Source organism: Aeromonas salmonicida, assembly GCF_028355655.1.
Lineage (GTDB): Bacteria > Pseudomonadota > Gammaproteobacteria > Enterobacterales > Aeromonadaceae > Aeromonas > Aeromonas salmonicida.
On the sequence record NZ_CP110645.1, the window covers coordinates 638,965 to 662,999 of the forward strand.

General features: G+C 62.8%; 18 protein-coding genes. 8 read left to right on the plus strand and 10 right to left on the minus strand.

Annotated features, from left to right (window positions below; translation table 11 throughout):
* Positions 1-13: 13 nt before the first annotated feature.
* From ONZ54_RS03140 to ONZ54_RS03150, 3 genes are all read left to right on the plus strand, one after another.
* Positions 14-1,540, plus strand: a complete 1,527-nt coding sequence (locus ONZ54_RS03140) for a YjjI family glycine radical enzyme (protein ID WP_271787452.1) — start codon at positions 14-16, stop codon at positions 1,538-1,540.
* Entirely contained in the window at positions 1,530-2,435 is a 906-nt protein-coding gene (locus ONZ54_RS03145) for a YjjW family glycine radical enzyme activase (protein WP_271787453.1), read from the plus strand. The genes ONZ54_RS03140 and ONZ54_RS03145 overlap by 11 nt, the downstream gene beginning before the upstream one ends.
* A gap of 199 nt (positions 2,436-2,634) precedes the next feature.
* Positions 2,635-2,958, plus strand: coding sequence for a DUF1820 family protein (locus ONZ54_RS03150; RefSeq protein WP_005313662.1), 324 nt, complete (start codon positions 2,635-2,637; stop codon positions 2,956-2,958).
* Positions 2,959-3,069: 111 nt separating this feature from the next.
* Here ONZ54_RS03150 and ONZ54_RS03155 read toward each other — a convergent pair whose 3' ends face one another.
* The 3 genes from ONZ54_RS03155 to ONZ54_RS03165 all read right to left on the minus strand — a co-directional run bounded on the left by ONZ54_RS03155 (position 3,070) and on the right by ONZ54_RS03165 (position 5,808).
* On the minus strand, positions 3,070-3,993 hold the full coding sequence (locus ONZ54_RS03155; RefSeq protein ID WP_271787454.1) for a LysR family transcriptional regulator: 924 nt from the start codon (positions 3,991-3,993) through the stop codon (positions 3,070-3,072).
* A gap of 153 nt (positions 3,994-4,146) precedes the next feature.
* On the minus strand, positions 4,147-5,343 hold the full coding sequence (locus tag ONZ54_RS03160; RefSeq protein WP_059168745.1) for an amino acid aminotransferase: 1,197 nt from the start codon (positions 5,341-5,343) through the stop codon (positions 4,147-4,149).
* Between the two features lie 189 nt (positions 5,344-5,532).
* Positions 5,533-5,808, minus strand: a complete 276-nt coding sequence (locus ONZ54_RS03165; protein WP_021138847.1) for a metal/formaldehyde-sensitive transcriptional repressor — start codon at positions 5,806-5,808, stop codon at positions 5,533-5,535.
* A gap of 71 nt (positions 5,809-5,879) precedes the next feature.
* Here ONZ54_RS03165 and dmeF point away from each other — a divergent pair, with 71 nt between their 5' ends.
* Positions 5,880-6,854: a CDF family Co(II)/Ni(II) efflux transporter DmeF gene (dmeF, locus tag ONZ54_RS03170; protein WP_021138846.1), complete on the plus strand. Its 975-nt coding sequence runs from the start codon at positions 5,880-5,882 to the stop codon at positions 6,852-6,854.
* A gap of 69 nt (positions 6,855-6,923) precedes the next feature.
* Here the strand turns inward: dmeF and ONZ54_RS03175 are convergent, their stop codons facing one another.
* The gene (locus ONZ54_RS03175; RefSeq protein WP_059111759.1) at positions 6,924-7,334 is read right to left on the minus strand and encodes a hypothetical protein; all 411 of its coding nucleotides are present in this window, start codon (positions 7,332-7,334) and stop codon (positions 6,924-6,926) included.
* 267 nt (positions 7,335-7,601) lie between these two features.
* On the opposite strand from ONZ54_RS03175, the gene pulA reads away from it, so the two are divergent.
* Positions 7,602-11,636 (plus strand): pullulanase-type alpha-1,6-glucosidase, encoded by a 4,035-nt coding sequence (gene pulA / locus ONZ54_RS03180; protein ID WP_271787455.1) that lies wholly within the window; start codon positions 7,602-7,604, stop codon positions 11,634-11,636.
* 207 nt (positions 11,637-11,843) lie between these two features.
* On the opposite strand, the gene ONZ54_RS03185 is transcribed toward pulA, so the two are convergent.
* Complete coding sequence (locus ONZ54_RS03185; protein WP_271787456.1) at positions 11,844-14,267, minus strand: zinc/cadmium/mercury/lead-transporting ATPase; 2,424 nt, start codon at positions 14,265-14,267, stop codon at positions 11,844-11,846.
* A 238-nt stretch (positions 14,268-14,505) separates the two neighbouring features.
* Here ONZ54_RS03185 and tpx point away from each other — a divergent pair, with 238 nt between their 5' ends.
* Positions 14,506-15,006: a thiol peroxidase gene (gene tpx / locus ONZ54_RS03190; RefSeq protein WP_005313625.1), complete on the plus strand. Its 501-nt coding sequence runs from the start codon at positions 14,506-14,508 to the stop codon at positions 15,004-15,006.
* Positions 15,007-15,075: 69 nt separating this feature from the next.
* Here tpx and ONZ54_RS03195 read toward each other — a convergent pair whose 3' ends face one another.
* Positions 15,076-15,888 (minus strand): type 2 periplasmic-binding domain-containing protein, encoded by an 813-nt coding sequence (locus ONZ54_RS03195; protein ID WP_271787457.1) that lies wholly within the window; start codon positions 15,886-15,888, stop codon positions 15,076-15,078.
* Positions 15,889-16,037: 149 nt separating this feature from the next.
* Between ONZ54_RS03195 and ONZ54_RS03200 the strand changes: the two genes are divergently transcribed.
* Both ONZ54_RS03200 and ONZ54_RS03205 read left to right on the plus strand, forming a co-directional pair.
* Positions 16,038-17,258, plus strand: a complete 1,221-nt coding sequence (locus tag ONZ54_RS03200; RefSeq protein ID WP_271787458.1) for a DEAD/DEAH box helicase — start codon at positions 16,038-16,040, stop codon at positions 17,256-17,258.
* A gap of 90 nt (positions 17,259-17,348) precedes the next feature.
* The gene (locus tag ONZ54_RS03205; RefSeq protein ID WP_271787459.1) at positions 17,349-18,833 is read left to right on the plus strand and encodes an alkaline phosphatase D family protein; all 1,485 of its coding nucleotides are present in this window, start codon (positions 17,349-17,351) and stop codon (positions 18,831-18,833) included.
* Positions 18,834-18,908: 75 nt separating this feature from the next.
* Here the strand turns inward: ONZ54_RS03205 and ONZ54_RS03210 are convergent, their stop codons facing one another.
* The 4 genes from ONZ54_RS03210 to ONZ54_RS03225 all read right to left on the minus strand — a co-directional run bounded on the left by ONZ54_RS03210 (position 18,909) and on the right by ONZ54_RS03225 (position 23,869).
* Entirely contained in the window at positions 18,909-19,700 is a 792-nt protein-coding gene (locus ONZ54_RS03210; RefSeq protein WP_271787460.1) for a hypothetical protein, read from the minus strand.
* Entirely contained in the window at positions 19,697-21,013 is a 1,317-nt protein-coding gene (locus ONZ54_RS03215) for a sphingomyelin phosphodiesterase (protein ID WP_271788241.1), read from the minus strand. The genes ONZ54_RS03210 and ONZ54_RS03215 overlap by 4 nt, the downstream gene beginning before the upstream one ends.
* Positions 21,014-21,237: 224 nt before the next feature.
* Positions 21,238-22,797: a methyl-accepting chemotaxis protein gene (locus ONZ54_RS03220; protein WP_271787461.1), complete on the minus strand. Its 1,560-nt coding sequence runs from the start codon at positions 22,795-22,797 to the stop codon at positions 21,238-21,240.
* 241 nt (positions 22,798-23,038) lie between these two features.
* Positions 23,039-23,869 carry a CPBP family intramembrane glutamic endopeptidase gene (locus ONZ54_RS03225; protein WP_271787462.1) on the minus strand — a complete coding sequence of 277 codons (831 nt, stop codon included), beginning with the start codon at positions 23,867-23,869 and terminating at the stop codon, positions 23,039-23,041.
* Positions 23,870-24,035: the final 166 nt, after the last annotated feature.

Consider the following 24,035-nt stretch of genomic DNA (forward strand, 5'->3'; position numbering starts at 1 on the left):
CAAGGAGCTCCCCATGTCTTTCACCGAAACCTGTCAGCGCATAGTGCGCGATCCCCTGCTCTCGCCCGCTCAGAAGAACCATGCCCTGGCGCTGGCCGCCGAAAATGCGCTGCCTTACCCAGAGTTGCCACCGGCGGTCGCCGAGGCGCTGACGCAGGGTTTTCTCTGTGACATGTTCGAGGGACATGCTCCCTACAAGCCGCGCTACGTGCTGCCGGATTATGCAAAGTTCCTGAGTCAGGGATCCGCATGGCTGGAGCTGGCGCCCCCCAAGGATTTTGACGAGGCGCTCGATGCCCTGCGCATCCTCTACCACCATGTGCCCTCCGTCACCGGCATGCCGGTCTGGCTGGGGCGCCTCGATCATCTGCTGCTGCCCTTTGTGGGCGAGCTGGATGACGAAACCCTCCATCGCAAGCTGAAAGGGTTCTGGATCTACCTGGATCGGGTCCTGCCGGACGCCTTCATGCACGTCAACATAGGCCCCGATGACAACCGTCTCTGCCGCCTGATCTTGCGCATCGACGGCGAGCTCAAGCAGGTGGCGCCGAACCTGACCCTGTTTCACGATCCGGCGCAGACCCCGGACAACCTGCTGATGCTGGCGGTGCAGAACATAGCCAGCTGCAGCAAGCCGCACATCGCCAACTATCCGCTCCATAGCAACACCTTCGACCAGCGCGGCTTTGGCATCGTCAGCTGCTACAACGCTCTGCCCCAGGCCGGTGGCGCCAATACTCTGGTGCGCCTCTCCCTCAAGCGGGTGGCCGAGCAGGCCCATGGCATAGACGACTTCATGGGCTGTCTGCTACCCCACTACTGCCGTCTCGCCTCCCAGCTGATCGGGGCACGCGCCGCTTTCCTCCATCAGGAGTCCGGCTTCTTCGACAGCTTTTTGGTGCAGGAGGGCTTGATCGACGAAGACCGCTTCGTGCCCATGTTCGGCATCTATGGCATGGCGGAGGCGGTCAATTTGCTGATGGACAAGGAGAATCTGCCCGAGCGCTACGGACATGACGAGGAGGCCAACCAGCTTGGCTATCGCATCTCGGCCCAGCTCTCCCGCCATGTGACCGAGACGCCACAGGTACACGCCTGGGGTGGTCGCGCCCTGCTCCACTCTCAGGGCGGGCTCAGCGTGGATCGCGGTGTGACTCCCGGGGTGCGCATCCCTTATGGTCAGGAGCCGGATCCCGCCAGCCATGTGCTGGCCCTGGCGCCGCACCACGGTTTCTATCACTCCGGGATCAGCGAGATCCTGACCCTGGATCCCACCATACGCCAGAACCCGCAGGCGCTGCTGCAGCTCTGCAAGGGGGCCCTCGCCATCGGCATGCGCGAGTTTACCGCCAACGTGGCGGACAGCGATCTGGTACGGGTGACCGGCTACATGATCCGCAAGAGCGACGTGGCCCGTTTCGCGACCGAAGGGTCGCGGCTGCAGACCACTTGTCTCGGTGCCGAGGCGAGTGAACTGACGGCCATTCGTCAGCGAGCGCCGAGAGTGGTTGGCCGTGAGGCGACCCTGTGTGACTACTGAATGCGGCAAGGAAAGGAGGGAGCCAACGGAGCGCACCGCAACGGTCAGCCGCTGGCTGCCCTTCTCCTGCGTGGACGGCCCGGGCAATCGGCTGGTGCTCTTCCTGCAGGGGTGCAACTTTCGCTGCCCCGGCTGTCATAACCCTCACACCATGGGGTTGTGCGATCACTGCGGTGACTGCGTGGCAACTTGTCCGAGCGGTGCCCTGACGCTCATCGAGGGCAGGGTGCGTTGGCAGGCGGCGCTCTGCACCGATTGCGATCGCTGCATCGACGGCTGCCCGCGCCATGCCAGCCCCAAGACCAGCCAGATGTCGGTTGCCGAGGTGCTGGCCCTGCTGCGCCGCTACGGCCCTCTGCTCACCGGCATTACCGTCTCCGGCGGCGAGGCCACGACTCAGCTGCCGTTCGTGATCGCCCTGTTCACGGCCATCAGGCAGGCACAGGATCTCTCGCACCTGACTTGTCTGCTCGACAGCAACGGATCCCTTGGCGAAATGGGCTGGCAGCGGCTGCTGCCGGTACTTGACGGCGCCATGATAGATCTCAAGGGGTGGCGCGACTCGGTGCACCACTCACTCACAGGTGTTGGCCTCGAGCGGGTGCTGGCCTCGCTGCAACTGCTGGCGAGGCATGGCAAGCTGGCCGAGCTGCGGCTGCTCCATGTGCCGGGACGCAGCGATTTTCTGGATGCCGACGGCAAGCTGGAGGCAGCGCTTGTCCTCTTCTTGCAGAGTCTGGGGCCAGTGCCCATCCGCCTCAACGGCTTTCGTCAGCATGGTGTGCGCGGAGTGGCGACGAGCTGGCCCGAGGCGGGCAGGGATGAGCTGACCCGTCTCGCCAGGGCGGTGAGCGACAGGGGACTTGGACCCGTTTCCCTGCCGGCCATTATCTGACCTTGTGTTTGCAGGCTAATTAACTGATTGCAAAGAAATTTGATGGGATGCTTTTGCCAGCATCCTGCTCTGATGTTGAGTCTGGAGGCGGCTTTTTTGCAGTCTGAGTCTGAAGATGACGTAACTGTGATTGCTGTCTATTTGAGCTCTGAGAGGGGGCGGCTAGAATGGGGTATTCGCCCACAATCAACAGACGAACATGAGTGAATCCAACGCCTTATACCGAGTGCAGTTCATTTGCCACAGCGAGCGTTATGAAGTCTATGTCAGAGAAGTGAGTCAGGGTCAGCTGTTCGGCTTTATCGAGATCGCTCACTTCGTGTGGGATAACCACACGGCATTGATCGTCGATCCCAGCCACGAGAAATTGAAGAGTGAATTTGCCGACGTCGACCGCACCATGATCCCCATGCACCATGTATTGCGGGTCGATCAGGTGCGCAAACAGGGTGCCGCCCGCATCACTGAGCTGGGCAACAACATCGCGCCCTTCCCCAACCCCATCTATACCAGGAAGCCCTGAGGCTTTCTCCTCTCTGCGAGCCTTGCCATGGGAGTTCCCCTGGTGGGGCCATCTCCTCTTCGGGTCGGTAATGGCGCCCACAGGATCTGCAATGCGTGCAGCCCGGGTGCGTTAACCCAGCTCCCTGGCCAGTGTCAGGATCCGCTGTCTGAACCAGCACAGCGCCGGCTCTTCGCCCGCCGGCCCATACCACACCAGGCTGTGGGTGACTGCGCCATAGTCGAACGGGACTGGACGGATCGCTAACCCCAAAGCCGCGCTCTGTAACGCCCAACCCTCGATGGCGGTCAGGATGAGATCGCTCTGGCGCAGCAGGGCTGACGCGCTGCCAAAATCCGGCAGCGTGGCACCAATCTGGCGGCGTACCTGCAGCTGGGCCAGGCTCTGCTCGAAGAAGGGGTTGGCCAGTTCCTGATCGCGAATGGCGATATGGCGCCAGCTCAGGTAGGCATCCAGATTCCAGGGCTTGTCCAGCGCCGGATGGTCCGCCCGCAGCAGACAGACCAGCCTGTCTTCCCGCAGGGTTTCCCATACCAGACCCGGCTGGCGGGGCAGGGGCTGGCTCTGGTCGTGGGGCAGGATAACAAAGTCGAGCTTGCCCGCGGCCAGTGCCGTCAGACCTTGCTCATCCTTGTTCCAGACGTTGGGTACCAGGCCCGGTACCTCCTGCATCAGCTGGCCCAGAATGGGCCCCATCGGCCAGACCATGCTGCTTTCCCGCAGCGCAAACCTCAGTTGTCCCTGCCAGATTTCGGGGTCAAAACCGCCCTGGCTGGTGAGATTGTTCAGCTCGCTCAGCAGTCGGTGCAGGGTAGGGCCGAGTCGCTCGGCAAAGGGGGTCAGCAACAGCTGGTTGCCCTGGCGGTAGAGCAGCTGATCGCCGAGCAGATCCCGTAACTGGTTGAGGGTCTTGCTGACGGTGGAGGGGGTGGTGCAGAGCCGCTCGGCCGTGCGGGTGACGCTCTGGCTGTCGAGCAGCAGATGCAGGGTGACCAGATGACGGCCTCCCAGCCTGGACAGTGCAATCAGATCCACTGTGCCTCCTGCAGCGAGACAAGCGCGGGCAGGGGAGGTCGATTGACCAGATGGCGGCCCCTCACCGTCAAACATGACAGTGCAATCAGATCCATGACAGCTCCACAACATAGGGACAAACAAAAAGCCCCGCTTGAGCGGGGCTTGCACGGGTTAGCCCTTGAGCACGGCGGCCATGGCGTCGGCCACATAGTCGACGTTGCGGCTGTTGAGGCCCGCCACGCACATGCGACCGGAGCGCACCAGATAGACGGCGAACTCTTCGCGCAGGCGGTCAACCTGCTCCGGCGTGAAGCCGGTGTAGCTGAACATGCCGCGCTGGCTGATGAAGTAGCCAAAATCACGGCCAGGCACCTTGGCGCTCAGCACCTCGAACAGCTTCTGGCGCATGGCCTTGATGCGGATGCGCATCTCGCTCACCTCATCAACCCAGAGGGCGTGCAGGCTGGCATCGTTCATCACGACCGCTGTGATCTGGCCGCCGTGGGTGGGGGGGCTGGAGTAGTTGCGACGCACTGTCGCCTTCATCTGGCCCAGCACCCGACCCGCTTCTTCGGCATCTTTGCAGATGACCGACAGGCCGCCGCAGCGTTCGCCGTAGAAGGAGAGGTTCTTGGAAAACGAGTTGCTGACGAAGAAGCTGACGCCGGCGGCCACCATGGCTCGGATGGCGTAGGCATCCTCTTCCAGACCATCGCCGAAGCCCTGATAGGCGATGTCCATAAAGGGAATTAGCCCCTTATCCACCACGAGCGCGATCACCTTGTCCCACTGGGCAGAGGAGAGATCCACGCCGGTCGGGTTGTGACAGCAGGGATGCAGCAGCACTATGCTCTTGGCCGGCAGGGCGCTCAGGCAGTCGATCATGGCATCAAACTGGACGCCGCCGGTGGCTGCGTCGTAGTAGGGGTAGTCGTGCACCTGGATGCCGGCCCCCTCGAACATGGCCTTGTGGTTGTCCCAGGTCGGATTGCTGACCCACACCTCTGAGGTCGGGAAGTAGCGCTTGAGCAGGTCGGCCCCGATCTTGAGCGCGCCGGAGCCGCCTATGGTCTGGATGGTGGCGATGCGGCCGGCCTTGACCGCTTCATGGTCGGCGCCAAACAGCAGGTGCTGCACCGCTGTGCGGTAGTTGGCGGCCCCTTCCATCGGTTGATAGGGGCGCGGAGCTGGTGCGGCGGCGCGTTGGGCTTCGGCCTGCTGCACCGAGGCCAGCAGCGGAATGCGGCCCTGCTCGTCGTAATAGAGGCCGATCCCCAGATTCACCTTTTGCTCACGGGTGTCTTTGTGGAAGGTCTCGACCAGGGTCAGTATGGGGTCGCCAGCGTAGGCATCGACGTGTTCAAACATGGGGGGTCCTTGCGAAGTGGAATCCAGGGTAAGGAATCAATGATCGGCGGTCATGATGGCGTAAAGCGGGCGAGGGCTCAAGTCTGAAACGGGCCTGCCGTGCACAGCTATGGCCCCCTTTGCTGTAAAGGGGTCGGGTCCGGACTTGCTCCCATGGTTGACGCCAGTGGCGAGCAGGCCGGGGAGCCTTTACTTCAGGTAGGATCTCAGCACCCGCACCACCTGATCCAGATCCTCCAGCCGCTCGGCCGGGGTGGCCTCTTCGGCGCCGAGATGCTCGCGCATATGACCCTCCAGCACCTCCAGCATCAAGCCGTTGACGGCACCGCGGATGGCGGCGATCTGCTGCAAAATGGCGGCGCAGTCACCCTCCTGCTCCAGTGCGGTTTCCAGCGCCCCAGTCTGACCCTTGATGCGGCGCACCCGCGCCAGCAGCTTCTTCTTGCCGTGAATGGTGTGTGACATGGAGGATCCTCTCGATCAATAAAACTATACTGGGGTATAGTATATTGCATCATCGCCCTCAGGAGAAATCCATGTCATCCCTCGTCTCATCCCACTGCCATCAACCCGTCGTGCACCAGGGTAATCCGCTGGCGGAACAGAAAACCCGCTGGGCCGTGCTGCTCACCGTCATCATGATGGTGGCGGAGATCAGCGGTGGCTGGTTCTACAACTCAATGGCGCTGCTGGCGGATGGCTGGCACATGAGCTCCCACGCGCTGGCGCTCGGCCTCTCCGTGCTGGCCTATCGTGCCGCCCGCCATTTTGCCCGCGACCACAGATTCAGCTTCGGCACCTGGAAGATAGAGGTGCTGGGGGGCTTCACCAGCGCCTTGCTGCTGGTGGGGGTGGCCGGGTTGATGCTGTTCGAGTCGGTGTTCCGGCTGCTGGATCCCAGTCCGATCCACTATCAGCAGGCGATCGCCATCGCGCTGGTGGGCCTCTTGGTGAACCTTGCCTGTGCCTGGCTGCTCAAGGATGATCAGGGTCATCATCACGGTCACAGCCATGGTCATCATGATCACAACCATGACAGTCACCAGGGTCACGACCACTCTCATCATGACCATGCTGATCATCACGGCCATCAGGATCTGAACCTGCGTGCCGCCTACATCCATGTGCTGGCGGATGCGGCCACCTCTGTACTGGCCATCCTGGCGCTGGTGGGTGGCATGCTGTGGGGAGCCGACTGGCTGGATCCCCTGATGGGCATAGCGGGGGCCGTGCTGGTGGCGGTGTGGGCCTGGGGGCTGCTGCGCGACTCGGGCCGGGTGCTGCTGGATGCCGAGATGGATACCCCGCTGGTGGCGGAGATCCGCGAGGTGATAGCAGACTTGCCGGACGCCGAGATCCGTGATCTGCACGTCTGGCGGGTGGGGCAGGAGCAGTATGCCTGCGTACTCTCTCTATTGATGGCGACGCCCATCCCGGCTGGCCAGATCCGTGAGCGGCTTGCCATCCACGAGGAGCTGGTCCACGTCACCATAGAGATTGCCCAGCCATAAGCAGACACGTCGAGTGGATGCTCAAGACAGGATGTGAAGGAGGGGCCAAGGCCCCTTCTGTGGTGCGTGTCAGTGATGCTGGCTGTGGTCATCGTCCGGCTTGTGCTGCCAGATGGCCCCCAGCAGCAGCTTGAGCAGCAGCCCTGGCGGGTTGTCCAGCAAGTGTCCCGACTCCAGCAACAGGTGACCATCCGCCCGAAAACCCAGGCTGGCATGCACTGTGCCATCTTCGCCGCGCACCTGGATGAGGCCGCTCAAGGTGCCGCGTTCTCCCGGCAGGCAGCGCAGCCGCAGCTCACGGGGTTCTCCCAGCAGGGTGAAGGCCCGACTCAGGGGTGGCGTGTCTTCAAAGTCGGGCCAGTTGAAGAAGTGATACTGCTCTGCGAGCCCGCCCGCCTGCTGGCAAAACTGGTCAAACAGCTGCGCAATCCCCTGATACTCCAGATCCAGCCGTTTGGCCTGCTCTTCAATCCTTTTCATCTGCTGCTCCTGCTCACGCTATCTGGCTGATTGAAAACTGGTTTTTTTCAAGGTGCCAGCGGGTTAGACCAGATATGGCGCCAAATGGTGGCCGGGTCTGTGAGCCGGATCCAACTTTCGTTATGAAAACGTTATCTTGTTGAAAATGGTTGGTTTTTTTGCCCTGCTGCTCACATTTGAAACGATTGCCGCTGATTAATATGGCATCGCTCGGCAATGACCGGGTACTCGGATATCGAGACTAACTACAGCGGGAATTATAAAAAAATGGATATGAAAAAGACCAAAGTGGCGCTGGTAACAGCCTCACTGCTCGCGCTTTTGTCCGGCTGCAATGACAACAGCTCTTCACCCTCCACCCCTGACCCCACGGATGGGCCTGTCGCCCGTCTGCCCGATGTGCAACCCCCTGCCGAGCAACTGGTTGCCGGCCCCGATCAGGCGGTGATCGCCCTGGTGGATACCCAGACTAGCGCCGCGCGCGGGATAGAAGGGCCCTTTGCCAACCACAGCCTGCACCTGTGGAACAACGACGCCTGTAACGCCACCGCCGAGAGCGGTCTGAACGCGGGCTGGGATGACAAGGCCAATACCCCGACGGCGGTCGACAGTTTCGGCCCCAGCTGGGTGGTTCCCCTGGCCAAGCTGGAAGGCTGTATCAACTTTATTGCCCGCAACGGCGATCTCGCCAACCTGACCGGCGCCGACATGAAGGTGGTTTTCAGCGATCACCCTGATCGCACCGTGGCCATAGTCGCGGGCAAGAGCGAAGTCTTCGACAGTCGTGCTGATGCCTTTACCGCCGCCTTTGGCGTGGCCGGGGCCAGCGCCCATCTGATCGATGGCAACACCCTGATCTGGCAAGGGGGCAAGGACAAGCCCCATGTGCGCCTCTATTACACGGAGTCGGGCACCATCAAGGCCAATGCCGAGGGTGTGTTCGACTTCCCCTATCTCAGCCTGACCGCGACCAGCCTGACCGCCGAGCAGCAGGCCAAGTACCCGCACCTCAAGGATGCAGCGGCCTTCGCCCTGCCATCCGGCAAAGATCTCAAGCCCCTGCTCAAGGGCGAGCTGGTGGCCATAGGCACGGATGCCGACGGCATTTTGCAGGGGGCGACCCTGGTGCAGAGCGCCGGCGCCCTCGATGCCCTCTACGCAGAGGAAGCCACCAAGCTGGCCTATGGCGCCATCGTTGAGGGGGGCAATGTCACCTTCCGGCTGTGGGCGCCAACCGCCAAGTCGGTCAAGCTGGCGTTGTTCGACGAGCAGCACAAGGCCCTCGGCGAGCGCACCATGACACAAGACGACGCCAGCGGCAGCTGGAGCGTGCAAGGGGGTCAGGAGCTGGTCGGAAAATTCTACCGCTATGATATCCAGGTCTATCACCCGCTCAGTCGCAAGCTGGAATCCTATCAGGTAACAGACCCCTACTCCCTGAGCCTGGCGATGAACTCCGAGTTCAGCCAGGTGGTGGATCTCGATGATCCGGCACTCAAGCCGGAAGGGTGGGACAGCCTGAAGGCGCCCCACAGCCAGCAGAACCCTGCCGACATCACCATCTATGAGGCCCATGTCCGGGATCTGACCGGCAACGATGAGTCCACCAAGCCGGAACACAGAGGCAAGTTCCTCGGCCTGACCGACAGCGACAGCGTACCGGTCAAGCATCTGCAATCCCTTGCCCAAAGCGGCGTCAGCCATCTGCACCTGTTGCCTGTGTTCGACATCGCCACCGTCAACGAGGATCCGGCCAAGGTAGCCAACCTCCAGGATGACTTCAGCAAGCTGTGTCAGGTCAATGCCGAGGTGAAGGATTCCAAGTTTGGTGGTTACTGCGGCGGTGGCCAGACCATAGAAGCCGTGCTGGCCGATCTGCAAGGGGCCGACAGCAAGGAGAGCCCGCAAGTGCAGGAGCTCTCCGGCTATCTGCGTGGCGTTGACTCCTTCAACTGGGGCTATGACCCTTATCACTACACGGCGCCGGAAGGCTCCTACGCCACCGATGCCGAAGGCAGTCAGCGGATCCTGGAGTTCCGCGAGATGGTCAAGGCCATCAAGCAGAACATCGGTATGAACGTGGTGATGGATGTGGTCTACAACCACACCAACGAAGCCGGCCTCGGTCCCAAGTCGGTGCTCGACAAGATAGTGCCCTGGTACTACCAGCGCCTCAATCCGGAGACCGGCTCGGTCGAGAACTCCACCTGCTGCTCCAACACGGCACCGGAACACGCCATGTTCGCCAAGCTGATGGATGACTCTCTGGTGACCTGGGCCCGTGACTACAAGATCGACGCCTTCCGCTTCGACCTGATGGGTCACCACCCGAAAGATCAGATGGTGCAGGCGCTGGCCGCCGTGAAGCAGGTCAACCCCGAGATGTACTTCTACGGCGAGGGCTGGAACTTCGGCGAGGTGCAGGATGACAAGCGCTTCGTGCAGGCGACCCAGAAGCACCTGGCCGGCACCGGCATCGGCTCCTTCTCCGATCGCTTGCGTGATGCGGTGCGCGGTGGCAGCCCGTTTGACGGTGGCGATACCATTCGCAAGACCCAGGGCTTTGGCAACGGCGCCCTGGTGGATGCCAACGAGATGGACGGCGTCGAGCTGGCCACCGCGCTGCACCAATCCGACCTGGTGCGCCTCGGCATGGCCGGCAACCTCAAGGAGTTCGTGCTGACCGACAAGGACGGCATGCCTAAGAAGGGCTCCGACATCGACTACAACGGTCAACCTGCGGGTTATGCCCAGGATCCGACCGAGATCCAGAACTATGTCGACAAGCACGACAACCAGACCCTGTTCGACAACCTGATCTACAAGGCGCCGGAAGGAGCCGATCTGGTGCGGATGCAGGGGGTATCGCTGGCCACCGCCATGCTGGGGCAGGGCATTCCCTTTACCCACGCAGGTGTCGAGCTGCTGCGTTCCAAGTCCATGGAGCGGGACAGCTATGACTCGGGTGACTGGTACAACAGGGTCGACTACACCCTTGCCGACAACAACTTCGACAAGGGGTTGCCGCGCAAGGACAAGGATGGGGACAACTACCCGTTGATCGAGCAGGTACTTGGCAAGCACGTCAAGCCGAGCGGGGCCGACATGGCGACCATGGTAGGCTTCTATCAGGAGTTGGCCGAGCTGCGTCAATCCTCCCGTCTGCTGCGCCTTGGCAGCGGCGCCGAGGTGATCAAGCGGGTTGATTTCCGCAATACCGGGCCTGACCAGGTGCCGGGGCTTATCGTGATGACGGTGGATGATGGCGTCAACGCCGGTGCGGATCTGGATCCCGCCATCGAGGGCCTGGTGGTGATGATCAACGCCACCAACCAGCCCCAGAGCATCGGCGACTTCCGTGATGGCAAGGATCAGCCCATCGATCTGAGCACGTTGCAGCTGAGCCCGGCCCACCATGCAGGTAGTAGCATAGCCCGCGATGCCGCCGTCAATGGCGGTACCCTGACTCTGGGGGCCTGGTCTGCCGCCGTGTTCGTCAAACCGCAGGCCGGAGCCCAGGGCGCGGGTCTGCCGGTGAGCAAGAAGATAGACCTGAGCACGGTTCCGCCCTTTGGTGACACCGATGTCTTCGTGCGTGGTTTCCTGAACGAGTGGGATCCGGTCAACAAAATGATCTTTGGTGGCAACTTTACCTACGAGTTCACCACCGAAGTGACGACCGATCAGCTTGGCACCACTCAGGTGAAGATTGCCGGTAGTGAGTGGGACGGCCCGATCAACTACGGCAAGTGCAGTGACACCGACCAGCTGGCGACAGGTCAGGTCAGCGTGCTCTGCGCCAATGGCGGGGATCTGCCGTTCAATGCTGACAAGGCGGGCAGCTACAAGTTTGTGTTCACGGCAATGAACAAGGACAAACCGACCCTGAGCGTTAGCTTCACCGAGCCTGTGCAGAGCTGCAAGGTGCTGGATACGGTGGCGGGCAATCCGCTCGGCTACAACCTGTTCGTCAAGGGTGAGCTGTCCGGCTGGGCTGCCCAGCCCCAGTATCAGCTGAGCTACAAGGGGATGGACGGCGACCTCGCCATCTATCAGGCCGCGTTCAACTACATGGGCACCAGCGAGTTCAAGGTCGCCAATGAAGACTGGAGCAAGGAGTACCTGCTCAACGGCGGTGGTGCTGTCACTGCCGAGACGGGCTACTCTCTCGGCTTCTCACAGGCTGGCAGTGCCAACAACAGCATCACATTGCCGCAAGGATTGTGGAGCGTGCTGGTGAAGGTTGACCCGGCTGGTACCAAGGCCGGTACCGCCGTCATTCAGGAGTGCAGTGCCAAGTAAGCACACCCATAGAGTCCGGGACTGGCTCGGCAGCCCCGGGTTGAATTCCACCTTGCCAAGGGTGGGATAACTCCGAGAGAGTAAGCAAAGCGCGACTGCCAACCGGCAGCCGCGCTTTTTCTTTGCAGGTGTGAGGTGGGGGGAAAGAGAAAAGCCGTCCCTGTCGGGGGACGGCTTGGCATATGGCGATCTCGTTTGCGGGCTGGATCAGCGCTTGCGCAGCAGACGCAGGGCGTTGGCCGTCACCAGAGCGGTGGCACCGGTATCCGCCAGCACGGCAATCCACAGGCCCGTGATGCCGAGCAGACTGGTGACCAGGAAGATGGCCTTGAGTCCCAACGCCAGCGCTATGTTCTGGTGGATGTTGGCCAGTGCCGCCCGCGACAGGCGGATCATGGCGGCGATGCCACCGAGCTGGTTGTGGGTCAGGGCGGCATCGGCCGTCTCCAGCGCCACGTCTGTGCCGCCACCCATGGCGATGCCAATGTTGGCTCGCTTCATGGCGGGGGCGTCGTTGATGCCATCCCCTATCATGGCGACCTTCTGGCTGGCGGCCAGCTTGGCGATCTCTTCCACCTTGTCTTCCGGCAGCAGGCTGGCGCGCCAGCCCATGCCGAGCTCGTTGGCAATCGCCTCGGCGGCGCGGGGGTTGTCACCGGTCAGCATAATGCTGCGCAGTCCCAGCCCCTTGAGCTCCGCCAGGGCCGCTGCCGCTTCGGGCCGGATCTGGTCCCGCAGGGCCAACAGGGCCGCCGGTGCTGCGCCCGGCTGGCCGAGCACGACCACCGTCTTGCCCTGCTGCTCAAGGGTGGCTATTTGTGCGTTGAGGGCATTGCTCAGCGAGTCAATCCGGCTCGGTGCCAGCAGTTGCCAGAGGGTGCCGTCGATGCGTCCCTCCACCCCCATGCCTGGCAGGGCGCGCAGATCCCGGGCCGCGGCCAGAGTCAGCCCCTGCTCACGGGCGGCGGCCACTACGGCGCGAGCCAGCGGGTGGTGGGAGCCTTGCTCTATGGCGGCGGCCAGTGCCAGCAGTTCGGCCTCCGGCTGGTCATTGAGGCTGACCAGCTCGGTCAGTTGCGGCTTGCCCAGGGTCAGGGTGCCTGTCTTGTCAAACGCGACTGTGTCTATATGGGCCAGCCGTTCCAGCGCGGCGCCACCCTTGATCAGGGCTCCCTGCCGGGTCGCCGCCGCCAGGGCGGAGGTCACAGCCGCCGGGGTGGAGATCACCAGGGCGCAGGGGCAGCCGATGAGCAGCAGCGCCAGTCCGCGATAGACCCACTCGTCCCAGCTCTGGCCGAAGGCCAGCGGTGGCACTATCACCACCAGCAGGGCAACCAGCATCATGGCAGGGGTATACCAGCGGCTGAAGCGGTCGATGAAGCGCTCTATGGGGGCGCGCTGGGTCTCGGCCTCCTCGATCAGGTGCAGTATGCGGTCGATGGCGTTGTTGCCAGGCTCGGACACCACCTCGAGGCGCAACACCCGATCCGCCGCCAGACTGCCGGCGGGCACCTTGTCGCCCTGGCGACGCTCCACCGGAATGGACTCGCCGGTCAGGGCACTCTCGTCAAACGCCCCAAGGGCGTCGAGCAAGCGGGCATCCGCCGGCAGGCGGGCACCCGGGGCGATTTCTATGATGTCGCCCGGGCGCAGCTGGTCGGCCGCCACCTCTTCCCGTATGTCACCGTCAACCCTGGTGCGGATCCGCAGTGCCTTGTCGGGCACCAGCGCCATCAGGGCGGTGACGCCGGCGCGAGCACGGCCGGCGGCGTAGGCCTCCAGATGTTCCCCCAGCATGAACAGCAGCAGCACCATGGCCGCCTCGGCGGTTTCACCGAGGAAGAGGGCGCCCAGCGCTGCCACCGTCATCAGGGTCTCGATGGCGAAGGGGGAGCCGCTCCTGGTCAGGGCCCAGGCCTTGCGGGAGATGGGCCACAGGCCCCAGAGTGTGGCCAGGGTAAACAGCGGCTGGCCGAACTCTTTCGGCAGCAGGGCCGCCACCAGCATCAGGCCGGCCAGCGACAGGGGCTGCCAATACTTGGCGAGCAGGGCCATCTGCGGGCTGCGGCGCCTGGCGTTGTCGTCCCCGGGCTGAGTTGCGCCTTTGAGCCGGAAACCCGCGGCCAGCACGGCGGCGGTGACGGGGTCGGGGGAGAGGCCGGGGGCGAGATCCACCACCAGCTTCTCGGTGGCAAACAGCACCCGGGCCTGCTGCACGCCCGCCACCCGGCTGACGGCGGTCTCTATCTTGCGGGCGCAGCTGGGGCAATCCATCCCCAGTACCTGCCAGCTGTGGCGGCGGCTGTCCTGCTCCGGCGCGACTAACGGCTCGGCGGTATCGGTTGTTTGCTCATGGTGATCATGCTCATGATGGTCATGGTCATGGTCATGGTCATGAGGCGGCTGCGGGCTGCAGCAGCCCTGGCTTTGACAACTTCCTCTGGGGGGCTCTTCATCCCCCGGCGATTCACTCACCCCCTGATCCTGATGATCATGGGGTGCCTTGCTGGCGCAGCAACTGACCTGTTCGACATTGTCACAGCAGTGGCTGTCGTGTTGATGTTCGACTTGGCTGGTGACGGCCTTGCCGGTGGCCGCTGTGTGTTGATGGCTGCAGCAGGATTTGCTCATGATGAGTCCCTCTTGGATGGATCCCGCCGGTGCGGAACCTTGGATAACTGAGCCGAGTGTAAACCTTGGTGTTAAGTCCAAGGTCAAGTCTCTTTATCTCCCTCTCTCGTTTGAGAGGGGCTGCCAGTTCGGTCCAGGAGCAAGTGCCGCTATATCCTTGTGATTGGCGGGTGTTTGTCCTCGCCCGGCGCGCCTATACTGGGGGGCCCTATCCTCCCTCGATAATCAAGGACATAACATGAGCAATTCCGTTACTCTGCAAGGCAACCCCGTTTCCGTAGCCGGTCACTTCCCCGTTGCCGGTGAGCAGGCCAAGCCTTTCTCCCTGGTTGCCAAGGATCTGTCTGACGTGACCCTGGCGAGCTTCGCCGGTCAGCGCAAGATCCTGAACATATTCCCGAGCGTCGATACCCCGACTTGTGCCACCTCGGTGCGCAAATTCAACGAACAGGCCAGCGCGCTGGAGAACACAGTCGTGCTCTGCATCTCCGCCGATCTGCCGTTCGCCCAGTCCCGCTTCTGCGGCGCCGAAGGTCTGGACAAGGTGGTGACCCTCTCTACCCTGCGTGGTGCTGCCTTCATGCAGGATTACGGTGTGGCCTTCTCCTCCGGTCCGCTGGTGGGCCTGACTGCCCGCGCCATCGTAGTGCTGGATGCAGACAACAAGGTGCTGCACAGCGAGATGGTAGCCGAAGTAGCCGATGAGCCGAACTACGCGGCCGCCCTGGCTGCCCTGTAAGCTTCTGAGCGCAAAAATCCCGCCACGGCATGCCCGTGGCGGGATTTTTTTATGGATGGAACCCGGTTATCAGGGGGTCTTTACAGGCTGGGGGGCGGGTAATGGCTCAGGGTGTGGCTGCCAGTGTTCGTAGGGTCTGTGGATCTTGCCGTATATCTCCTCCAGCTTGCCTGATGCCGCCAACCTTTCTATGGCTTGCGCCAAAAACGCATCCATCTCATTGCCGGCTGCGCCCTTCTGAATAATAAAAACATCTTCAAAGTCGCCAAAAAATTCTCGCTGGATATTGGTCAGCCCCAGCTGGCGCAGCATCAGGTCCGCTTCCTCCTGTGCCCAGATAAAGGCATCGATACGGCCACGGGAGAGCTTGCGAAGGGATTGCTCGATACTCATGGAACGTTGTACTTGAAAGGGGAGCTCACCGGGTACGGCCTCGATTAACAAATCCCGTTGCGTCGCTTCGATGCCATAGGCCATGTCGGTGGAGACAGGATTCGCTGTGTTGCTGTAGATGACATGGGCTACCTTGCCAAAGCTGCGGGTGCTGAAGCGATAGGGCAGCATGTCTGCATCGTGCAGATTGCGAATGGCGGGCAGGCTGAAATCGGCCTTGCCATTGATCACGCCCGCCATGGCGCGCGCAATGGGGTAGATGGTGATCTCGATAGTCATATCGGGGTAGAGCGCATCAATCCCATGGACCAGATCGACGAAGGGGCCTGTCTTGTCGGCGTTGATAAGGCCTGGCAATTCACCAAGGTGGGCCTTGATGACGCGGACCGGCTGGGCAGGGGGGCTGGAGGTGGTCGACGAGGTCTGGGAGAGACCTATGGTCGCGATACCGAGCAGGCCGAGCAGTAGCATGGGGATATGTCTGAGCATGGTCTGTCTGCCTTCAAGGTGAATAATACCATTGTAGACAGCCATGACCCGGGCACAGTGCTCTTCCTTTTGCCGCTTGCGGATAGGGTTTTACTTCTTCTGCCCCGCTAACTAGACTTCGCCTCCCACTTCTTTATCCGCGTACCCCCATGACCTTTAGCGAACTCGACCTCCATCCCGCCTTGCTGGCTGCCCTGCCTCCCACCCTGCACACGCCGACTCGCATCCAGCAGCTTGCAATACCCGTGGTATTGGCGGGGCAGGATCTGCTGGCGCTGGCCCAGACCGGCAGCGGCAAGACACTGGCGTTCGGGTTGCCGTTGCTGCAACGGATGGATCCCGCCTCCAGCCTGGTGCAGGGACTGGTCGTAGTGCCGACCCGCGAGCTGGCGATGCAGGTGAGCGCTGCGCTGCAAGGGATGGCTGACGCTCTGGGATTGCGGATCCTCACCCTGTGCGGTGGCGTGGCACAGGAGCGACAACAGGCAGAGCTGGCGCTGGGGCCACAACTGCTGGTGGCGACGCCGGGGCGACTGCGGGATCTGCTCACTCAGCAAGTGCTGGGGCTGGATGGCCTGCAACAGCTGGTGCTGGATGAGGCGGATCGCCTGCTGGAGATGGGTTTCTGGCCCGATATCCAGTGGCTGATGAATGAGATGCCCGCCGAGCGTCAGACCCTGCTCTTCTCCGCTACCCTGCCTGCCGAGCTGGATGCCCTTGCCCATAGCCTGCTGACAGAACCGACCCGCATCGAGGCCAATCCCCTCAACAGCCTGGTGAACGAGATCGAGGAGCGACTCTATCTGGTCAACAAGAGCAGCAAGGTGCCTGCGCTGATCAGCTTGCTCAAGGAGCAGGCCTGGCCGCAGGTGCTGGTGTTCATCAGCGCGCGGGACGATGCCGACGGCGTGGCCAGGAAGCTGGCCAGGGCGGGGCTTCCGGTTGCCGCCCTGCATGGCGAGAAGGAACAGGCGGTTAGAGAGCAGGCGCTCGACGATTTCAAGGCTGGCAAGGTGCGGGTGCTGGTGGCCACCGACCTGATGGCGCGGGGCATACATGTGGAGGCATTGCCTGTGGTGATCAATCTGGACCTGCCCGCCAGCGCCCCCGTTTATGTTCACCGTATCGGCCGCACCGCCCGCGCCGGGCGCGAGGGGCTGGCCATTTCGCTGGTGTGCCACGGCGAGAGCGATACCCTGGCCGCGATCCGCACTCTGACCGGCCGTGAGCTGCCGCTGGGGGAACTCCCCGGTTTCCCGGTGACCGACCTGCCCGCCAGCGGGGAGGGCAAGCGGCCACCTCGCGACAAGCAGGCGAACCGTCGCACCGCCAACAAGCGCAGCGTCAAGCAGTTCAAGGGCAAGGTCTAGTTCAAGGCTGAGTTGGGCTGCCCGATTGGGCAGTACCAAAGGACGCCGGTTTCACTATGCTCCATGGGTTCAACCATGGAGGGATAGAAGATGGCAAGCCTGTTAATGGGGCCCCTGCTGGGGCTCGAAGCTGAGACGCAATACAGCGTCTGTTTTCTGGCGGGGCCTAGCTGCAAGGGTGCCAGCATCAGGATCAACGGCGCCTTGCTGCCTGCCAGCAAGCAGGCGGATACCCCCAGAGGGGGTTTGTGGCGGGCCAGCTGGACGGCAAGCCCGGCCGCCGAGGGTGCTGCTGTGGAGTACCGGATCCTGCTGGATGGGGAACCCACCCGGGATCTGGCCGGGGACGACCACTGGCAGTTTCATCTGCCGGGGCTGGCGGAGCCGGTGCGCATCGGTTACGCCTCTTGCAACGGTTTTTCCGACTTCAAGCTGCTCACCTCCACGCCTCAGCCCTATGTGATGTGGGAGCGGCTTGCCGCCGAACACGCCGCGCATCCCTTCTCGCTGTTGCTGATGGGGGGGGATCAGGTCTATGCCGACTCTCTCTGGACCACGGTTCCCAGCCTCAAGGCCTGGAACGAGCTGGACAGGACGGAGAAGGTCAAACGCAAGGCGACCCGCACCATGGAGGAGCAGCTCGATCGCTTCTATTGCGATCTTTACTGCAAGCAGTGGAGCCGGCCCGAGGTGGCCCGCCTGCTGGCCCGGGTGCCAAGCGCCATGATGTGGGATGACCACGACATCTTCGATGGCTGGGGCAGCTATCCCGAGGATCTGCAGGGCTGTGATGTCTATCGGGCCATCTATGCTGCCGCGTCCCGTTATTTCCGGCTGTTCCAGCTGCGCAGCAGCGCCAATGCCTCCCTGCTGGACCCGGTCAATTTGAATCACCACTCCTGGCTGCTGACGTTTCGGGGTTACCGGATCCTGGCGCTGGACAACAGAGCAACCCGCACCCAGGCCCAGGTGATGAGCCGGTCCCAGTGGGAGCAGGTCAACGGTGCGCTGGCCGCCTGCGACGCGGGCCACCTGCTGGTCATGGCGGGGGTGCCCGTGGTTTATCGGGACTTCTCCTTCACAGAGGCGGCGCTGGATGCCACCCCCTGGGAAGAGGAGCTGACCGACGATCTCAAGGATCACTGGCGGGCCAAGGCCCATCAGGGGGAGCGGGCCCGTCTCATCATGCGGCTGCTGGACAACGCCCGACTGCGGCGCCAGCAGGATCAGGGCAGCAAGACACTGATCCTCTCCGGCGACGTGCACGTGGGCTGCCTGGGCGTCATCCAGGACAAGCGGGAAGGGGTCACCAATGTGCACCAGCTGGTCTCCTCCGGCATAGTCCATCCCTGTCCCACCCAGTTTCAGTGGATGGGGATCCTCGCCATGACCAACGACAATCCCGAATACCTCGACGAGAACCGCTTGATACGCGCCGAGCTCATCAAGCCGTTCGGCGCCCCCGTCTACCTGCGCACCCGCAACTTCGCCACCCTGCTGATGGGCAGCGACCACAAGCTGTGGGTCAACTGGCATTGCGAGAACGGGCTGGCCGCCAGCTATCCGCTGGCCTGATGGTCGGACAAACACAAAGGGCCCCGGCGGGCCCTTTTTTCTTTTCCACGTCATGCTCCCCGGGCCGTTTCATGCTCAGGGCTTGCCTTGTTCCTGGGCGAAGAAGTCGCGCCGAAACTGGCCGAGCACCTCCTCCCTGTGCTGCTGCCAGCGCTCGGGATCCATGTTCCCCTGACTGGCCGCCAGTTGCTGCTCCAGCTCGGCCAGCTGCTGCTGGTAGCGGCCGCGCTGATCCAGCTGCTGCTGGCGCGCACCGGCAAACGCCACGCTGGTCTCGGCCCGGTCGGCAGGCAGGAAGTGGCGGGCCAATGTCTCCAGCTCCTCATCCCCCCACAACTGGCGTGCTTGCAAGAGGCGGGCATCCGGGTTGAACAGATCCGCCGCCAGATCCGGGTGATCCGCCGCCCACTCATCCTGCAGCCGGGTCAGGGCGGCCAGCCGTTCGGCCAGCGCCAGCTGTTCGCTGTCGGCGGCCAACTGATCCAGGGCCTGGGCGTAGCGCCCCTGCAACCGTGTCAGGCTCTCCCCCTCACTCATCCACTGGGATTCCAGCGCGATCAGATTGACCAGCCGCTCGTTCAGCGGCTGGTCGGTGTCGCTGATCTCGCTGGCGAGCCGCTGGCTCAGCTCCTGTGGCATCTCCCGCCAGCTGGGGGGCTGTTGGGTGGGCTTGCCCCCGCTGACAGCCGGGGTGAGCCGGGGCATGAGGGCTGTCATAGGGGTGGCTGGCACCTGCTGGGCCTGACGTGCTCCGCGCAGGCTGGAATGTGCCTCGGCCGGCGTCTGCGGTGGCTCATTCTGCCAGCCGAGGTTGAGCAGCAAGAGCGAGAGGACTGCCAGGGCCAGGATCCCGTAGCGGCGCTTCATCGGCTGATCTCGCCCTTGACCGGGAAGTGATCGGATAGGTTGCTGGCGGGCCAGAGGCTGCCATCGCTGCTGCGGGGGATCCAGACGCTGTTGAGGTTATGACTGGCGGCACCGTATTCCCGGCTCACCACCAGATAGTCCAGATACTCGACGTTGGCGCCACCGGAGAGGGGGCCGCCTGCGTAGGGGTTGATCCTGGGATCGAAGGTGGCTTCGGTATAGCCGCCATAGCCGGGTTCATAGGCGTCAAGGTTGGCCAGCATGCTGGCGTAGTCGTCGGCGAACTTGCGCTTGTTGACGTTGAAGTCGCCGCCATAGATGACGGTGTCACTGGCCGGGATCTTGAGGCTGGCGGCCAGGGTACGAATTTGGCCGAACTGGATCTGGCGCAGCCGTCTCGCCTCGTCGGTGTCGAAGCTGGCGGTGTGGGTGGCGAACAGATGCCAGGCCTTGCCCCCCTTGATCACCTCGGCGTACATGACCCCTTTGTCGGCGAAACAGTCGGTGCCAGTGCACTGGGGATAGACCAGCTGGGCCTCCCGCACGATTGGGTAGCGGCTGACGATCACCACGCCACCGTCGTGGATATTGACCCCCGGCTTGTCGAGCACCTTGGTCTGATAGGGGTACTCTTTGGCCAGCGCCTGCAGGAAGCCCTCGCGGCGGCCATCGAACACCTCTTGCAGCAGCAGGGCGTCATAGCCCTTGAGGTAATCGGGCAGCAAGGTTAAGCGTTCGCCAATGCTGGAGGCGATCACCGGCAGCGCCCAGACGTTGTAGCTGGCCACCTTGAGCTTGCTCTCCGAAGGCTCCGGTTGTTCCCGTGGTTGTGGCGGGGTCAGCATGTAGTGCAGATCGTCGTAACGGCCGGTGAATTTGGCGGCAAAGGCCAGCTCCTGCGGCCCCTGGGTACGATGCAAGGCGCGGTCGCTCTTCCACCCAGAGCTGACGGTCGGGGTGTCGCCACCGTGCTGCAGGGTGGTGTTCCACCAGGAGCCCTCCATCAACTGGTTGAGGCGATAGGTGTCGCCGCTGGCCGTGGTGACACGGGTTTCGAACAGATAGCTTTTGCCCGCCTTCACCCCCTCGTAGCGATTGAAGCTGAGCACCATGGCGCTCTCCCAGGGGCCCAGCTCCGTTCTGTGCTGAGTCCACTGGCTGCCCGCCTGCAGCTGGCCGCTGCCGCTCTGGCTGATTGCCAGCTGCAGGGGTTCCGGGCCGTTGTTGGTGAGGTAGACATCGGTATCGGCCAGCGCCTGCAATGGAAACTGGCTGACCAGCAGCAGGGCGGCATAACTGAGGGGCTTGTGCATCATTAAGTCCTTTTGGTTGAGGCACGATGGAAAGTGACTGTTATGGCGGGCAGAGAGGTCATTTCATTTACATTTTTGTTACAAATAAATGAAAGGCCCCATATGGGGAGAGGGGGGGCATTGAGGGGAAGGCTGCGGGTCAGTGGCCGTTCAAGCGGAGGATCTAGATCAGGCTTGGCAATCAAGGGGGCGCGTACCGGTCGGCACGCACCCCAGGTGACGGGTCAGTGGCGGAACTGGTTGATCAGGCGGGAGAGGGCATGCAGCCGCTCCACCAACAGCGTGATGCCGTCCAGGGCCTGCCTGCTGTTGTCGGCTGTGTGGCTGGCCAGCTGGTGGATCTGGTGGATGCCGTGATCCAGGGTACTGGTGACATCCGCCTGCTGGCTGACGGCCTGGGCAATTTCGTCGCTGGTGTGGGTGACCTGGGTCAGCATGCGGCTGATCTGGTTGAGCACCTCGGCTGTGGTGCTCACGTGCTGCTGGCAACGCTCCGAGGTCTGGGCCCCCTGGGTCATGCCATCGGCCAGCTGGCGGGTGGTCTGCTGCAGCGCCTGGATCATCTCGTTGATTTCGCCGGTGGAGCTGCGGGTCTTCTGGGCCAGTGCCCGTATCTCGTCGGCCACCACTGCAAAACCACGCCCCTGCTCACCGGCCCGCGCCGCCTCTATGGCCGCATTGAGGGAGAGCAGATTGGTCTGATCGGCGATCTGGCTGATCACCGCCAGGATCCCGCTGATCTTCTGGCTGTCACCGGTCAGTTGCGCCAGCACCTGGTGGTTGGCATCAAGTTCTTCATGCAACTGATTGACCGATGATTGTGTGGTCGCCAGCGCTTGCAATCCCTCGGCCGATACCTGTTGTACCTCGCCCACCAGGGCGTTGGCTTGATGGGCGCTGTTGGCCACGTCACGGATCGACTGGCTCATTTGCGTGATGGCGGCGGCCAGCTGCTCGCTCTGGGCCCGCTGCTGTTGCAGGTGGGTGTCTATGGTCTGGATATTACCCCTGTCATCCTCGGCGGCCTGCAGTATCTGCTGGTTGATGTCGGCGCTGCGCCCCACCACCGCCTTGAGCTCGGCCCGCTTCATGCGCAGGGCCAGCTCGAGAGCCGCCAGTGTGTCCCGCCGTTTGGTGTAGAGCACCTGACAGAGCGGGGTGCCCATCTCCTCGCCTGCCGTGGTGGCCAGGCGGTTGAGCCGCTGTTGCAGCCGCCAGCCGTGGATCATCTGAGCCAGCAGGGTGGTTGTGCCAATAACCCCCCACAAGGGATGGCCAGTAACGAGGGCCGTCAGCAGGGCGAGCAGGGCCGTGCCGGAGAGGAGCAGGGTGAGCTGGCCCGGCTCCAGGGTGAGCCGGCTGAGCCAGGGCAGCGCCTTGCCCGCCCGGATGCGGGCGTAGAGCTGCTCAGCCCAGGCGATGTCCTGTTCACTCGGGCGGGTACGCACCGACTGGTACTCTATGATCTGCCGCTGGTCGTTGAGGATCGGTGTGACGTAGGCGTTGACCCAGTAGAAGCTGCCGCTCTTGGCGCGATTCTTTACCAGTCCCATCCAGCTCTTGCCCTGGCGCAGTCGCTGCCACATGTCGGCAAAAGCGGCCTTGGGCATGTCGGGATGACGTACCAGATTGTGGGGTACCCCTTCCATCTCGGCGGCGTTGTAACCGGCTACCTCGCAGAAGTGCTGGTTGGCATAGGTGATGTGGCTGGCGGGATCCGTGGTCGATATCAGGGATAGGTGGTCGGGGAAGCGTATCTCCCCCTCCCGTTGGCTTGTGGTCATGTGAGCATCCTGAGTGAGTCAAGTAACTGATAGTTTTGTTTTTATTTTTGTGATGGTTACCGGCTCATTCTATGGGGCGGAGATGACACTATCTTGGCTTGGGTCAATTAATCGACACTCTAGCCTGGTGAAATAGTGCAAATAGAAAGCCCGCAGGGTTCAGGTTGCTGTCATGGGAACAAGGGGCGCCGGGTAGCAGACAAGGGGGAAGGTAATGGCGCCCCGACCGGGGCGCCAGGGATCAGCGACTGGCCAATGGGTAGGTAAAAAGGGCCAGGTGGGCGAAGTTGAACAGGAAGTGGATGACGATGGCGACGCTCAGACGACCGCTGAAGTGGAACGCCAGGCCATAGCAGGCCCCCGCCAGGGCGGCAAACAGCATCAGCAGCGGGCCACCGGCGAGGTGAGCTGCGCCGAACAGCAGGCTGGCGACCAGGATGCCGAGCCAGAGTCGGCTGCGGGCGGCCACCCCTTGCTGGATGAAGCCGCGAAACAGCGCCTCTTCCGCCACGCAGGTGAACAGCAGGTTATTGAGGGCAAACAGCCACCACCAGTGGGGCAGACCCGCTTCGGGCTTGAGCGCACCCAGTTGCCAGGCGGTGATCAGCAGGGCCGCCAGCGGCAACAGCAAGAGGGCCAGCGCTCGCCAGCGGATCGCACCGCCCTGGCCGAGCAAGGCGGGCCAGGCCAGCAGCAGGCCGAAGAAGACCAGCGGCTTGTCCAGATTGAGGTACATGTTGAAGGGCACGCTGGCGGGGCCGGCCTGTACCTGGTCCAGTACCTTCAGATTGTTGAAGCCGGGGATGAGGTGCAGCATCAGCGCTATGGCCCACAGCAGCACCAGCGTCAGGGCGGCGCCACGCCAGGGCTGGGGCAGGCTGGGGGTGCGCCAGGCCAGCAGCAGGCCCGCCAGCGTGATCAGCAGGGCGGAAGGGCTGAGGCGACCGAGGTAAAGGGCGGCCAGCAGGGCGACCCCCAGCAGGATCAGGCCGGGCAGGCGTTGACGGATCAGACAGAGCAAGACGGCCAGCGCCAGTGCTCCCCAGATGAGCGAATCAGGTAGAGGTAACATTGAGTCTCCAAGGCCGATAAAAGTCCCGCACCTTAACAAGTCGTCACATCATGACACAAGCCTTAATAGGCTGGTCGGATCCCTGCAAGGGCGAGTCCGCTAAGGGGCGCAGCCATGAAAAAGCCGGAGCTGAGGCTCCGGCTTTTCTGAGACTGCATTGCCAGTA

Coding starts and splice junctions, on each gene's coding strand:
- ONZ54_RS03220 (WP_271787461.1), bottom strand. CDS start 22,797: ATGACCACAAGCCAACGGGAGGGGGAGATACGCTTCCCCGACCACCTA.
- tpx (WP_005313625.1), top strand. CDS start 14,506: ATGAGCAATTCCGTTACTCTGCAAGGCAACCCCGTTTCCGTAGCCGGT.
- ONZ54_RS03160 (WP_059168745.1), bottom strand. CDS start 5,343: ATGTTTGAACACGTCGATGCCTACGCTGGCGACCCCATACTGACCCTG.
- ONZ54_RS03175 (WP_059111759.1), bottom strand. CDS start 7,334: ATGAAAAGGATTGAAGAGCAGGCCAAACGGCTGGATCTGGAGTATCAG.
- ONZ54_RS03165 (WP_021138847.1), bottom strand. CDS start 5,808: ATGTCACACACCATTCACGGCAAGAAGAAGCTGCTGGCGCGGGTGCGC.
- pulA (WP_271787455.1), top strand. CDS start 7,602: ATGGATATGAAAAAGACCAAAGTGGCGCTGGTAACAGCCTCACTGCTC.
- ONZ54_RS03150 (WP_005313662.1), top strand. CDS start 2,635: ATGAGTGAATCCAACGCCTTATACCGAGTGCAGTTCATTTGCCACAGC.
- ONZ54_RS03200 (WP_271787458.1), top strand. CDS start 16,038: ATGACCTTTAGCGAACTCGACCTCCATCCCGCCTTGCTGGCTGCCCTG.
- ONZ54_RS03210 (WP_271787460.1), bottom strand. CDS start 19,700: ATGAAGCGCCGCTACGGGATCCTGGCCCTGGCAGTCCTCTCGCTCTTG.
- ONZ54_RS03225 (WP_271787462.1), bottom strand. CDS start 23,869: ATGTTACCTCTACCTGATTCGCTCATCTGGGGAGCACTGGCGCTGGCC.
- dmeF (WP_021138846.1), top strand. CDS start 5,880: ATGTCATCCCTCGTCTCATCCCACTGCCATCAACCCGTCGTGCACCAG.
- ONZ54_RS03185 (WP_271787456.1), bottom strand. CDS start 14,267: ATGAGCAAATCCTGCTGCAGCCATCAACACACAGCGGCCACCGGCAAG.
- ONZ54_RS03215 (WP_271788241.1), bottom strand. CDS start 21,013: ATGCACAAGCCCCTCAGTTATGCCGCCCTGCTGCTGGTCAGCCAGTTT.
- ONZ54_RS03205 (WP_271787459.1), top strand. CDS start 17,349: ATGGCAAGCCTGTTAATGGGGCCCCTGCTGGGGCTCGAAGCTGAGACG.
- ONZ54_RS03195 (WP_271787457.1), bottom strand. CDS start 15,888: ATGCTCAGACATATCCCCATGCTACTGCTCGGCCTGCTCGGTATCGCG.
- ONZ54_RS03140 (WP_271787452.1), top strand. CDS start 14: ATGTCTTTCACCGAAACCTGTCAGCGCATAGTGCGCGATCCCCTGCTC.